The sequence below is a fragment of the Rhodococcus sp. 1163 genome, assembly GCF_002091985.1.
Taxonomy (GTDB): domain Bacteria; phylum Actinomycetota; class Actinomycetes; order Mycobacteriales; family Mycobacteriaceae; genus Rhodococcoides.
The window spans coordinates 63135-75811 of the sequence record NZ_MKKX01000018.1 but is presented as its reverse complement, the minus strand read 5'-3'; the positions used below and the strand labels follow the sequence as shown (position 1 = coordinate 75811).

Sequence of the window (12677 nt, the reverse complement as noted above, 5' to 3'; positions counted from 1 at the left end):
TGGTGCGGGGTGCTTTTTCGTTCTCTCGAGCTAAACCTCGGCCACGCGCGAAGGCATGCGTTTGAGCCGACCTGTACCCGGAACCGAAGCCCAGACCGCAAGGGCCAGCAGACCGTCCACGATCAGGGTCAGCACCGCGACCAGGATTGCGCCGACAAGCACGCGCCCGTAGTCGTAGAGTGCGAGGCCGTCGAAAATGTAGCGACCGAGCCCACCGAGGTTGACGTAGGCCGCAACGGTCGCGGTGGCGATGATCTGAAGCGTGGTGTTTCTGAGGCCACCGATCATCAGCGGCAGCGCGTTGGGGATTTCCACGCGGAAGAGCACTTGCAGTTCGGTCATGCCCATAGCTCTGGCAGCGTCCACCACATCGGCGTCGACGTTCGCAATTCCGGAGTAGGTCCCGGCAAGGAGAGGTGGAATACCGAGGAGAACCAGCGCGATGATCGGGGGCACCAGTCCTAACCCGATGACCAGAACCAGGAACACCAGAATGCCGAGTGTCGGTAGCGATCGGAGTGCATTGACGAGTCCGACGACGAGGGCTTCACCTCTCCTGAGGTGTCCGATCAGCAGGCCGATGGGTATCGCGATGGCCGCCGAGATCACCACCGCAAGCAGGCTGTACCAGATGTGCTCGACAATGCGGGCGCCGATTCCGGTGGGCCCGGCCCAGTTTCCGGCGTCGAAGATGTAGGAAAAGGCCTCCGAGAACAAGTTCATGCCGGCCCCTCCGTCGAGCCTGTGGCCTTCTGGGAAACGGTGGTCTTCTGGGAAGCGGTGGTCTTCTTCTTCGAGGCCGAGCTGAGGCGAGTCCACGGTGTGAGCCAACGGCCGAGTAGATACAGCACCGCATCGAATACGAGCGCCAGAAAGACGATGGAAATGATGCCGGCCACGATCTGGTCCGGGTAATCACGCTGATAGCCCTGGGTGAACAGTTGACCGAGGCCACCGATGCCGATTACCGAGCCGACCGACACGAGCGAAATATTCGTGACCGCCACGACCCTGACGTTCGCGATCAGCACCGGAAGTGACAGCGGCAACTCGACGGATACCGCGCGCCGAATCGTCGAGTAACCCATGGCCTCGGCAGAATCGACCACTGCGAACGGCACCGAGTCCAACGCTTCGGGAACGGCCCGAATCAGAAGAGCAGTCGAGTACACCGCCAGTGCGATGACGACGTTGAGCGGATCGAGAATGGGGAGACCGACGATCGCTGGAACAGTGACGAACAGTGCCAGTGAGGGAATGGTGAAAGCAATGCTGGCCAGCGTCAGCGTGGTGCGTCGCACCCATCGTGTGTTCCGGATGAGTGTGCCGACTGGTATCGCAATGACCAGTCCGATGAGCAACGGAACAATCGAAAGGTAGAGGTGCGTCTTGGCGAGGCCCAGGACGACATCGAAGTTGTCGACCAGCCACTTCACTGCTTGTCGTCCTCGCTGTGTTGGATGGAACTGCTGTGTTGCCCCGAACTGAAGTGGTGCCGGTTTCGTTCTTCGTCCTCGGACTTACGTTGCATAGCAAGGTTTTCGAGGATCTCTGCGGCGTCGACGCTGCCGACAGCTGCTCCGGTGTCGTCGACCGCGACCCCGATTCCCGACGGCGACGAGATGGCCGAGTCGAGCGCTTGGCGCAGATCCCCACCTTGGGTGAACAGTGACCCGCCCGCTGCGGTGCTGTCCTCGAGCGCCCGACCGTCGCGAACCTTCTCGACCCCGGTGACATCGATCCAACCGAGTGGACGACGTGCCGAGTCCACAACGAGAACCCACTGCCCTTGGTTCAGCCGAAGGGACTTCACTTCGCTCTCGGTTGCGGTGTCGATCGAGTGCAGGGTGACCGACTGAGCCGACCTGAAGGAGAGCCCACGGTAGCCACGATCGCGACCGACGAACGAGGCCACGAAGGAGGTGGCCGGTGCAGACAAGATGGTCTCTGGCTTGTCGTACTGCTGCAGTCTCCCATGGGGTCCGAAGACGGCAATGTGATCGCCGAGTCGGACGGCTTCGTCGATGTCGTGAGTGACGAACACTATGGTCTTCTTCAAGTCCGCTTGTAGGCGGAGCATTTCGGTTTGCAGGTCCTCGCGGACCACCGGATCGACAGCACTGAAAGGCTCGTCCATCAACAGGATCGGCGGATCCGCGGCCAGTGCGCGGGCGACACCGACTCTTTGCTGCTGGCCACCGGACAACTGCGCCGGGTAGCGAGAAGCGAAAGCTGGGTCGAGGCCTACTCGTTCGAGAACATCCAATGCGGCCTTGCGCGCGGCGCGCCTCGTGGCGCCACGCAACACCGGCACGGTGGCGACGTTGTCGACGACCGTGCGGTGCGGCAACAGTCCTGCGCTCTGAATGACGTATCCGATGCCGCGCCGCAGCTTCACGGCGTCGGCGTCGGCGATGTTCTTTCCATCGACCGTGATCACTCCCGAAGTGGGAGTGATCATGCGGTTGATCATCCGCATCGAGGTGGTCTTACCGCAGCCCGACGGCCCGACGAACACCGTGAACGACTGGGGGTCGATCACCAGATCAAGCGAGTCGACGGCCGTCGTGCCGTCCGGATATGTCTTGTTCACACTCTCGAAAGTGATCACTACTGGGGTGCCTCTCGTCGGTGCACTGGCAAACCGCCGGTGAAGAGCATGCGTCGATGGACGTGCAATCAGCTGATCGGCTTGTCCAGTCCCTTCTGCGCTACCCAGGCCTTCGCCGCTGCCGCCGGTTCGACTTTGGCGTCACCGGAAACCGAAGTGTTGAGGGCGATCAGTTCTTCGGTGGTGATCTGCGCGGACACTGCGTCGAGTACCTTCGTGAGCTTGTCCGACTGCTTCGCGGTATTGAGGACCGGGATGATGTTCTGTGCAGCGAAGTTGTTCTCCGGGTCCTCGAGTACTACGAGGTCGTTCTGCGCGATTGCGGGCGAAGTGGTGAAGATGTCGGCGGCAGTGACCTTGCCGGAGACCAGAGCTTCGACGGTCGCTGGGCCGCCCCCGTCGGAGATCGGAACGTAGTTTCCTGCCGCGATGTCGAGGCCGTACTTCGAACTCAACCCCGGTAGCCCACCGACGCGTTCCTGGAACTCGGGCGTGCCCGCGAAGGTGACGTCCGCAGAGAAGGGCGCTAGATCGCCGATTGTGGTCAGCTTGCGTTCGGTTGCCGTCGAACGGCTGACGACGACGGCATCCTTGTCCTCACCGGGTGCCTGTGCCGTCACGGACAAGTCCGGCCCGAGTGCGTCGGGGAGGGCAGCCAGAACATCCTCGGACGAAGTCGCCGTTGCCGACTCGTCCAAGTACTGCAGGAGGTTGCCTGTGTAATCAGGGACCAGATCGATCGACCCGTCCTTCACTGCCGGGATGTAGGCTTCACGGCTACCGATGTTGAATTTGGTACCCACCTCGAAACCATTGGCGCGCAGTGCTTCTGCGTAAATATTCGCCACGGTCTCGGACTCCGGGAAGTTGGCCGAGCCCACCACGATGGAGTTGGTGTCCCCGTTGCTCCCGCCGCCACTGGACAAGGGATCGTCGTTGTTGCCGCATGCTGTCAGCGCGAGCGCCGAAATCGACAGTGCAGCCAGGACGCGTGTGGTTCGGGTGATGTTCATGTGGTCCTTCCATCGGTACCGGCGCGTCGACTGACCGGTGTCTAGGCAGATCGGGATGGTGATCCGAGCAAGTTTAGACATAGGGTTGCCCCGAAGAGCATCTCGTTGGCCTCAGTTCCCGTTGTGGTGGAACGATAAACCTTGCCACCGACATCGGCTGTGAACGGAGCTTGTGGAAAAGTGCGTGTGTCAGGCCTACGGGTCGTAGTTCTAGCCCTCCTCTCGTGCGCCGCGATGTCGTGCGGGGCAGCTGAGCAGCCTTCCTCGACCATCGTGGTGGGTTCATCGGACACCGTGCACAGTGAGCTTTTGGCGCAGATTTACGCCGGGGCGCTTCGCTCGACCGGAGCAGAGGTGCGCACCGAGTTGGACGCGGGTGACAGCGGTGACTCCCTGGCGGCACTCGACCGAGGCGACGTCGACGTCGTGCCGGAGCTGATGGGCGAACTCCTCGACACGTTCGATTCGACGTCCGAGGCTACCGAAGCGGACGATGTGTTCGCCGACCTCAACAAGTCGCTTCCGCAGGGGTTGTCCGTCTCGGACTATGCCACCGCCGAAGACGGTGTGGCACTGGTCATCGCTGACGGCGCGCCTTTTTCGGGAGCCGAAACGATCACCGACATCGCGTCGAACTGTTCGCAGGCCACGGTATCGGTCACTTCGGCGAACGCCGAGGCATTGAACAGAGTGCGGGATCGCTACGGGTGCAGTTTTGCCTCGGTCCGGATCGAGGCCGACGAAGATGCAGTCGTCGAGGCGGTCGAGGTAGCGGAGGGTGTGTCCGCCGGCGTGATTCGTACCGCGTCGTCAGGGCCGAAGGCCAAGGATCTGACCGCACTCGAAGACGACGAAGGAACGTTCCGGGCCCAGAACGTCGTACCACTCTTTCGAGACGGCGTGTTGAACGAGAACGAAATCAAAGCGTTCGGCGTGGTCGCCGGTGAATTGACGACCGCAGACCTCGCCGACATGATCGGCGAGGTCCGCGGGGGTGCGAAATCAGACGAGGTCGCTGCTCGTTGGCTCGGCGAACACAACCTCTGAAGTGCGCACTCTCGTGCCGAGAAATGCGCCCATGTGGTGCACTGCATCAGCTGCCTCGCGCAGTATCGAGGCCTGCAGGTGCGCGACGTGCCACAGCTTTTCGTATTCGACATAGTCGACTTCGACGCCGGACAACAGGAGCTTGTCGTGAAAGGCGACGATCTGTGGATACAGCACCTCGGATGTTCCGACATGCATGACGACCGGCGGTAGCCCCGACAAATCCCCGTGCAGGGGAGCGAATCTCTGATCGAGTGGATCACCTTCGTGCAGATACGCATCGGCGGAGGAGAACGACCAAGCCGTATTGACGACCAGATCTCGATCGAATTGCGCGTCGCGAGCACCAGGGTCGACCCATGGAGAGATCAATCCGAGTGCGGCAGGCAGAATTCCGTCGTCCACGAGTCGACGAGCCGTAGCAACTGCCAGACCACCGCCGGCGGAGTCGCCTGCAATCGCAACCCGATCAGCACTGAACCCGTGCGAAGTCACCAACTCGCGGAAGGCGGCAACGGCGTCGTTCAATCCAGCGGGCAACGGATTTTCCGGTGCCAGTGAGTAGTCGAGAACGTATACCGCGCTGGCAGACTCGCGAGCAAGGTGTGCCGCCAGCGAGCGGTGAGTGGCAATCGAACCGATGGTGTACGCGCCGCCGTGCAGGTAGAGCACTGCCGTCGTACGTTCCGTCGCGCCGACTGTGATGCGTTCCGCCTGTCGTCCGGCGAGCGTGAGCTTTTCGCTGACGGTTCCGTGCGGCAAGGTCTGTAGTGGAGATGCCGCTTCGAGAATTTTGCGTTGAACCGTGAACGGTAAGCGCGCATTCAACGCCAACCGATAGAACGGCTTCAACGATGCAGCGACAAGGGGGAGTGGCAGATAAAAGGACCTCATGCTCTATATCTTTCGCGGCATGACGCGGGCGGACACCGTGGCGATGACCCGCTGATACTTCGAACCGGTCACCCGCTGCAACAGGTCGAGCGCGATGGCATCGGCTCCGATGAGCACTCGGCCCTTCCCCTTCTCCACCCCCGCGAGGATGGTCTTGGCTGCCTTGTCAGGTGTGGTCTTTGCCAGCTTCGAATCGAAGAACTTCGCAACGGACGCTTGGTCGTAGTTCTCGGCGACGGTGGCATTACGCGCGATAGCGGTCTTGATGCCACCCGGATGCACCACTGTCATCTTCACCGGCGCCTTCGAAATCAGTAGCTCTATCCGAAGTGCCTCGCTGAACCCGCGGACCGCGAATTTCGCGGCGTTGTATGCAGCTTGCGACGGCATCGCCAATAACCCGAAGAGGCTCGAGATGTTCACGATGTGTCCGTCACCGGAAGCTTGAATATGGGGAAGAAATGCCTTGGTGCCGTTGACAACTCCCCAGAAATCGACATCGACGATGCGCTCGATGTCCTTGAACGAGGAGCTCTCCACGTCACCGTGATAGGCGATACCCGCATTGTTGTAGATCTGATTGATCTTCCCGAATCGGGCGGCGACGGCATCTGCATAGTCGAGCACGGTCTCGCGCTGCGTGACGTCGAGGAAGTCGGACTTCACCTCGGCGCCGAGTGCCTCCGCCTGCCGAACGGTCTCTTCGAGCCCGTTGACGTCGACGTCCGAGAGTGCGAGCTTTGCGCCTCGCCGGGCAAGCTCGAGCGCGAGTGCACGGCCGATCCCCGAACCTGCGCCGGTGACGACTGCTACTTTGCCGGTAAATTCGTGCGCTGACTTCGAACTCACTGTGTCACTACCTTGGTGTCGGTGCCGGCCAGGGTGCTGCCGAGAGGGCTGGGAAGGTCGGAAGCTGCAGTACTGCGGTACGCAGCGAGGTCGAACTTTCTGGTGATCTTTCGGAAACGGAACGTGAAGTCCGGCCACAGAGTGGTGTTGTTGCCATGTTTGTCCAGGTACCAGCTAGCACAACCCCCGTTCATCCAGACGCTGTCGGCCATTCGGTCCTGAAGATCGGCGTTGTAGTCGTCCTGGATATCCTTTCGAACCTCGATGACGCCGATGTCGTGCTTGTCGATCGTGTCGATGGCGTCGATGACGTAGTTGAGCTGTGATTCGATCATGAAGACCATCGACGTGTGTCCCAAACCGGTATTCGGGCCTACGAGAAAGAACATGTTGGGGAAGTTCGAGATGGCCGCGCCCTTGTATCCCTGCTGACCTTCCTTTTCGAAGGTCTGCGCGAGCGACTCACCGTTCTTGCCGTAGATACCCTGGTACGCAGGCGAATCCGTGACATGGAAACCGGTGGCCACGATCAGCGCATCGATCGGGCGTTCGGTTCCGTCCGTGCTGACGATCGAGTGGGCGCGAACCTCGCGGATACCCTCGGTGACGAGGTCGACGTTCGTGCGGTCCAAGGCGGGGTAGTACGTATTGGAGATGAGCATGCGCTTGCATCCGATACGGAAGTTCGGCGTGACCTTCTTACGCAACGACTTGTCCTTGATGCCGTTGACGATCTGTCGGCGCGCTACCAACTCCAAAATTTTCATCAGCTTCGGCTGCTTGGCGAGGCCGAGGACCTGAGTCTCGCGCGCTGCGTAGATTCCGGTCCTCGAGAGGCGCTGGAATCCGGGAATGTGCTTGAACGCGAAGCGCTCGAACTTTGTGTAGGCGCGGTCGGCGCGAGGAAGAATCCAGGGCGCGGTTCGCTGATAGACGTCGAGGTGCGAGACCGTCTCCGCGATGGCAGGGACGATCTGGATGGCGGAGGCGCCGGTTCCGATGACCGCGACGCGTTTGCCGTCGAGCTTCGCGTCGTGATTCCACTGCGCCGAATGGAAAATTTCACCCTCGAAGCCTTCGATTCCCTTGATAGGTGGAAGGTTCGGCTCGCACAGTGCGCCGACGGCGGGAACGACGATCTTTGCCGAGTATTCACCGGTGCTGGCGCTGATGTCCCACCGTGAAGTGTCTGCATTCCAGCGAACCGAGGTGACGTCCGAACCGAACACGTGTCGGTCCATGACGCCGTACTTGCGAGCGACGGATTCGATGTACTTCTGGATTTCGGGCTGCGTGGAGAACGAGCGAGTCCACTCCGGGTTGAGGGCGAACGAGTACGAGTACAGGTGCGAGGGAACATCGCACGCAGCTCCCGGGTAAGTGTTGTCGCGCCACGTCCCCCCGACGTCGCTTCCACGTTCGAGGACGAGGAAGTTCCTCTTGCCCTCCTGCGTCAGCTTGATCGCAGCACCGAGGCCTGCGAACCCGCTACCGATGATGACAGTGTCGACCTGGCGCGGCGTAGTCACGCGCTCCGAAGTGTCCGTTACCGAGAGACTCATGTAAGTGAGCGTAGAAGCTTGTTGAGTGTGAGTCAACAGTTATTGACTGTTGATCAGTAGACTGATGTGATGGCCAGTGTGAAGCACGGAGCGCAGACTGCGAAACCGGCAGCAGTAAAGCGGACCCGCCTGAGTCCGGAAGATCGTCGAGCGCAGTTGATCGCACTCGGAACCGACATGCTCTCCGAACGTCCCCTCGAGCAGATTTCGGTCGAAGACATCGCCGATCAAGCAGGCGTTTCCCGCGGTCTGCTGTTCCACTACTTCGCCTCGAAACGGGACTTTCACCTCGCCATCGTCCGCGAGACCAGCAACACAATGCTCGAACGCACGGCGCCGGACACCAGTCTCGAACCATTGGAACTCCTCCGCGAATCAGTGGCCAATTACGTCGACTACGTCACCGAGAACCGAGACACCTACATTTCGCTACTCCGAGGAACAGTAGGGGGAGACGCCGATATGCGAGAGGTGTTCGAGCAAACCCGGACCACCATGGCCGACCGAACCGTCACCCAGCTCTACAAACTCGATATCGAGCCCACACCGACCATCCGCCTTGCCGTACGCGGCTGGATCGCGTTCGTCGAAGAAGCGACCATCTCCTGGCTCCGCGACCCTGAAGTAAGCCGCGAAGAAGTCATCGCGCTCAACGTCGCGGCTCTGCCGGCGGTTGCACTCACACCCGACATGGTCAACGCGCTGTTCGGAGCGGACCTCGGCTAGCTCTTCAGGTCTTCGCCCGTTTGCTTGAATGGCGCACTGAAGTTATCTGATCGTATGAGTGGACCATTGAAGCGATGGGGCGGGCGCCTACAGTCCCGAAACGCCGAATGGCGCACCCGGTCGCTCGAAAGTGACCGAATGCGCCATCAGGCGTTGAGTGAACTACTCGCCGACGCCCGAGAAGGCCTCGTCGATGATTTCGAGCTGCTCGACGGCATGCACCTTGCTCGAACCCGAGGAAGGTGCCGACATCGCACGACGCGAAACCCGCTTGATGTTGCTGAGAACGTCCGGCATCAATTCTGGGAACGCGAGACCGAAGAACGGCCATGCACCCTGGTTCGCAGGCTCCTCTTGGACCCAGCGGAACTCGGTTGCGTTGGGGTAACTGTTGATCGCTTCGGTGATCCGGTGGACCGGGACCGGGTAGAGCTGTTCGATCCGGACGATCGCCACATCTTCGCGGTTGTCCTTCTGCTTGCGAGCGAGAAGCTCGTAGTAGAGCTTTCCGCTCACCATCAGGACGCGCTTGACCTTGCTGCGATCACCGGTACCGGAGTCGTAGGTCGGCTCGTCGAACACGGAGTGGAACTTGCCGTCGGTGAAGTCCTCGATGTTGGACACCGCGGCCTTGTTCCTCAGCATCGACTTCGGTGTGAAGACGATCAGCGGGCGACGGATTCCGTCCCGCGCGTGGCGACGCAGGAGATGGAAGTAGTTCGCCGGCGTCGACGGAACCGAGACGGTCATCGAACCCTCGGCGCAGAGCGTGAGGAATCGTTCGATGCGGCCCGAGGTGTGGTCCGGACCCTGTCCTTCGTGACCGTGCGGCAACAGCAGCACGACGTCGGCCAGCTGTCCCCACTTCGCCTCACCGGAGGAGATGAACTCGTCGATGATGGACTGCGCACCGTTGACGAAGTCGCCGAACTGCGCTTCCCACATGACGAGTGCATCGGGGTCACCGACGGAGTAGCCGTACTCGAAGCCGACGGCTGCGAATTCGCTCAGTGCGGAGTCGTAGACCATGAACTTGCCGGGATTCTCGCTGCCGATGTTGTGCAGCGGGGTGTACTCGGCGCCGGTCTTGCGGTCGATGATGACCGAGTGCCGCTGGGAGAACGTTCCGCGACGGGTGTCCTGGCCGGAGAAACGAACGTTGCGTCCCTCGTCCACGAGGCTGCCGAGAGCCAGAAGCTCACCGAATGCCCAGTCGACCTTGCCTTCGTACGACATTTCGCGACGCTTTTCGAGTACCGGCTTCACGCGCGGGTGCACGCTGAAACCGTCCGGAACCTCGAGATGCGCGTCACCGATGCGGTGCAGAACCGACTTGTCGACCGCCGTCGTGAGCTTGGCGGGCAACTGCTGGTCGAGTTCGACCGACTCGCTGGGCTCCGGTGTGTACTTCTCGAGTTCGCGAACCTCGTTGAAGACGCGTTCGAGCTGGCCCTGGTAGTCGCGAAGTGCGTCCTCGGCCTCCTTGAGGGAGATGTCGCCACGGCCGATCAGCGATTCGGTGTAGCTCTTGCGAACGCTGCGCTTGGTGTCGATGAGGTCGTACATCGCCGGCTGCGTCATCGAAGGGTCGTCGCCTTCGTTGTGTCCACGCCTGCGGTAGCAGATCATGTCGATGACGACGTCCTTGTGGAACTTCTGCCGGAAGTCGACGGCGAGATGCGCAACGCGTACGCAGGCCTCGGGGTCGTCTCCGTTGACGTGGAAGATCGGTGCGCCGATCATCTTCGCGACGTCGGTGCAGTACTCGGACGAGCGGGAGTGCTCGGGTGCGGTGGTGAAGCCGACCTGGTTGTTGACCACGATGTGCACGGTTCCGCCGGTGCGGTAGCCGCGCAGAAGCGCAAGGTTCAGCGTTTCTGCGACGACGCCCTGGCCTGCGAACGCTGCGTCGCCGTGGAGCATCAGCGGTAGCACGGAGAATCCGCCTTCGCCTGCACCCTTGTCGAGCAGATCCTGCTTGGCGCGGACGAGCCCTTCGAGGACGGGGTCGACTGCTTCGAGATGAGACGGGTTCGCGGTGAGCGAGACCTTGATGTCGTTCTCGCCGAACATCTGGATGTACGTGCCCTCGGCGCCGAGGTGGTACTTCACATCGCCCGAGCCATGTGCGGCTGCGGGGTTCATGTTGCCCTCGAACTCGGTGAAGATCTTCGAGTAGGGCTTGCCCACGATATTGGCGAGGACGTTGAGACGACCGCGGTGCGGCATGCCGATGACGACTTCGTCGAGTGCGTACTCAGCACTCTGGTCGATGACCGCATCCATCATGGGGATGACGGATTCGGCGCCTTCGAGCGAGAAGCGCTTCTGGCCGACGTACTTCGTCTGCAGGAACGTCTCGAATGCCTCGGCTGCATTGAGCTTGCTCAATGTGTACTTCTGCTGTGCCACGGTCGGTTTGACGAGTGTCGTCTCGACGCGGTCCTGCAGCCAGGCGACCTGATCGGTCTCGAGGATGTGGGTGTATTCCACACCTACGTGGCGGCAGTAGGAGTCACGTAGGACGCTGAGTACGTCGCGAAGACGCATCTTGTCCTTGCCGTGGAATCCGCCGACCTTGAACTCGCGATCGAGGTCCCACAGCGTGAGGTCGTGGCTGATTACATCGAGATCCGGGTGCATCCGGAACTTGTCCTTGGTGAACTGCAGCGGATCGGTGTCGGCCATCAGGTGACCGCGGTTGCGGTACGCGGCGATCAGTTCGAGAACGCGAGTGTTCTTGTCGACCGTTCCCTCGGGCAGATCCTTGCGCCAGCGAATCGGCTCGTACGGGATCTTGAGTGAGTGGAACAGTTCGTCGTAGAACTCGTCGCTGATCAGCAAGTTGTGGATCGTGCGAAGGAAGTCGCCCGATTCCGCACCCTGGATGATTCGGTGGTCGTACGTCGAGGTGAGGGTCATCAGCTTGCCGACGCCCAGCTCGGCGAGACGTTCGTCGCTCGCGCCCTGGAACTCCGCAGGATATTCCATTGCGCCGGCGCCGATGATCGTCCCCTGGCCGCTCATCAGACGTGGAACCGAATGCACGGTTCCGATACCACCGGGGTTGGTCAGCGAGATCGTGACGCCCTGGAAGTCCTCGCCCGTCAGCTTGCCGTCACGCGCACGACGGACTACGTCCTCGTATGCGTTGTAGAACTGAGCGAAAGTGTGATCCTGTGTGTCCTTGATCGCGGCGACGACGAGGGTGCGGTTGCCGTCCTTGCCGGGTAGGTCGATGGCAAGACCGAGGTTGGTGGCACTGGGTGTGACCGCGTTCGGCTTGCCGTCGATCTCGGCGAAGTGGGTGTTCATGGTCGGGAACGACTTGATCGCCTGAACGATCGCAAATCCAAGGATGTGCGTGAACGAAATCTTTCCGCCGCGTGTACGCGCGAGATGGTTGTTGATCACCAACCGGTTGTCGACCATGAGCTTCGCCGGGATCGCGCGCACGCTGGTCGCTGTCGGGATCTGCAGAGAAGCAGTCATGTTCCGCGCGACGGCTGCTGCAGCTCCGCGAAGAATTTTGTTGGTCGGTTCGCCGGCGTCGCTCGTGGACGCAGTAGCGGGCTTTGCGGCAGCAGCGGTCAAGGTTCCACCTGCGGCTTTCGACGTCGCGGGCTTGGAGGTCGGCGCAGGCTTGACTGCGGCGGCCTTGGGCGATTCGGTCTTCACCGGTGCACTTCGGGGAGCTGGAGCGGTGCCGTTCGATCCGGAAGCGCTCGTCGCCGATGCGTTGCTCTCGGAAGTAGCGGCGCTGCTGGAGGCGGGCTTCGCTGTACTGCCATTCGGGACAGACGCAGTGTCACCTGCCGGAGCGTCCGGGTCGTAATCGGTGAGGAATTCGTGCCAGCTCGCATCCACAGACGCTGGGTCTTCCTTGAATCGCTGGTACATCTCGTCGACCAGCCATTGGTTTTGTCCGAATTGGGTAGTAGAGCTGCTGCTCACGGCAGTAGTTCGCCTCGTCTC

Annotated in this window: 10 protein-coding genes; 2 read left to right on the top strand and 8 right to left on the bottom strand. The window is 61.2% G+C overall.

The window, feature by feature from the left end; genetic code table 11:
* Nucleotides 1–30 precede the first annotated feature (30 nt).
* The 4 genes from BJD99_RS06475 to BJD99_RS06460 all read right to left on the bottom strand — a co-directional run bounded on the left by BJD99_RS06475 (nucleotide 31) and on the right by BJD99_RS06460 (nucleotide 3624).
* Nucleotides 31–723 (bottom strand): ABC transporter permease, encoded by a 693-nt coding sequence (locus BJD99_RS06475; protein WP_084346003.1) that lies wholly within the window; start codon nucleotides 721–723, stop codon nucleotides 31–33.
* Nucleotides 720–1436 (bottom strand): ABC transporter permease, encoded by a 717-nt coding sequence (locus BJD99_RS06470; RefSeq protein WP_084346002.1) that lies wholly within the window; start codon nucleotides 1434–1436, stop codon nucleotides 720–722. Before BJD99_RS06470 ends, BJD99_RS06475 begins: the two co-directional genes overlap by 4 nt.
* On the bottom strand, nucleotides 1433–2611 hold the full coding sequence (locus tag BJD99_RS06465) for an ABC transporter ATP-binding protein (protein ID WP_084346001.1): 1179 nt from the start codon (nucleotides 2609–2611) through the stop codon (nucleotides 1433–1435). The genes BJD99_RS06470 and BJD99_RS06465 overlap by 4 nt, the downstream gene beginning before the upstream one ends.
* A 68-nt stretch (nucleotides 2612–2679) precedes the next feature.
* Nucleotides 2680–3624, bottom strand: coding sequence for an ABC transporter substrate-binding protein (locus tag BJD99_RS06460; RefSeq protein WP_084346000.1), 945 nt, complete (start codon nucleotides 3622–3624; stop codon nucleotides 2680–2682).
* Nucleotides 3625–3810: 186 nt separating this feature from the next.
* On the opposite strand from BJD99_RS06460, the gene BJD99_RS06455 reads away from it, so the two are divergent.
* Nucleotides 3811–4671 (top strand): glycine betaine ABC transporter substrate-binding protein, encoded by an 861-nt coding sequence (locus BJD99_RS06455; RefSeq protein WP_256895527.1) that lies wholly within the window; start codon nucleotides 3811–3813, stop codon nucleotides 4669–4671.
* On the opposite strand, the gene BJD99_RS06450 is transcribed toward BJD99_RS06455, so the two are convergent.
* From BJD99_RS06450 to BJD99_RS06440, 3 genes are read right to left on the bottom strand one after another with little or no spacing between them, the layout of a single operon-like run.
* Nucleotides 4627–5565: an alpha/beta hydrolase gene (locus BJD99_RS06450; protein WP_084345998.1), complete on the bottom strand. Its 939-nt coding sequence runs from the start codon at nucleotides 5563–5565 to the stop codon at nucleotides 4627–4629. The two genes, BJD99_RS06455 and BJD99_RS06450, sit on opposite strands and share 45 nt — an antisense overlap.
* Nucleotides 5566–5568: 3 nt before the next feature.
* A complete protein-coding gene (locus tag BJD99_RS06445) occupies nucleotides 5569–6414 on the bottom strand; it encodes an SDR family oxidoreductase (protein WP_084345997.1) in 846 nt (281 codons plus the stop codon).
* A complete protein-coding gene (locus BJD99_RS06440) occupies nucleotides 6411–7976 on the bottom strand; it encodes an NAD(P)/FAD-dependent oxidoreductase (RefSeq protein WP_084345996.1) in 1566 nt (521 codons plus the stop codon). Before BJD99_RS06440 ends, BJD99_RS06445 begins: the two co-directional genes overlap by 4 nt.
* Nucleotides 7977–8045: 69 nt before the next feature.
* On the opposite strand from BJD99_RS06440, the gene BJD99_RS06435 reads away from it, so the two are divergent.
* Entirely contained in the window at nucleotides 8046–8702 is a 657-nt protein-coding gene (locus tag BJD99_RS06435; protein ID WP_084345995.1) for a TetR/AcrR family transcriptional regulator, read from the top strand.
* A 162-nt stretch (nucleotides 8703–8864) separates the two neighbouring features.
* Here the strand turns inward: BJD99_RS06435 and BJD99_RS06430 are convergent, their stop codons facing one another.
* The gene (locus BJD99_RS06430) at nucleotides 8865–12656 is read right to left on the bottom strand and encodes a multifunctional oxoglutarate decarboxylase/oxoglutarate dehydrogenase thiamine pyrophosphate-binding subunit/dihydrolipoyllysine-residue succinyltransferase subunit (RefSeq protein ID WP_084345994.1); all 3792 of its coding nucleotides are present in this window, start codon (nucleotides 12654–12656) and stop codon (nucleotides 8865–8867) included.
* Between the last annotated feature and the right edge of the window lie 21 nt (nucleotides 12657–12677).

What these genes read in the sequence shown, in the direction of transcription:
- BJD99_RS06440 (WP_084345996.1), bottom strand. Translation starts at nt 7,976, where the DNA reads ATGAGTCTCTCGGTAACGGACACTTCGGAGCGCGTGACTACGCCGCGC.
- BJD99_RS06475 (WP_084346003.1), bottom strand. Translation starts at nt 723, where the DNA reads ATGAACTTGTTCTCGGAGGCCTTTTCCTACATCTTCGACGCCGGAAAC.
- BJD99_RS06450 (WP_084345998.1), bottom strand. Translation starts at nt 5,565, where the DNA reads ATGAGGTCCTTTTATCTGCCACTCCCCCTTGTCGCTGCATCGTTGAAG.
- BJD99_RS06460 (WP_084346000.1), bottom strand. Translation starts at nt 3,624, where the DNA reads ATGAACATCACCCGAACCACACGCGTCCTGGCTGCACTGTCGATTTCG.
- BJD99_RS06435 (WP_084345995.1), top strand. Translation starts at nt 8,046, where the DNA reads ATGGCCAGTGTGAAGCACGGAGCGCAGACTGCGAAACCGGCAGCAGTA.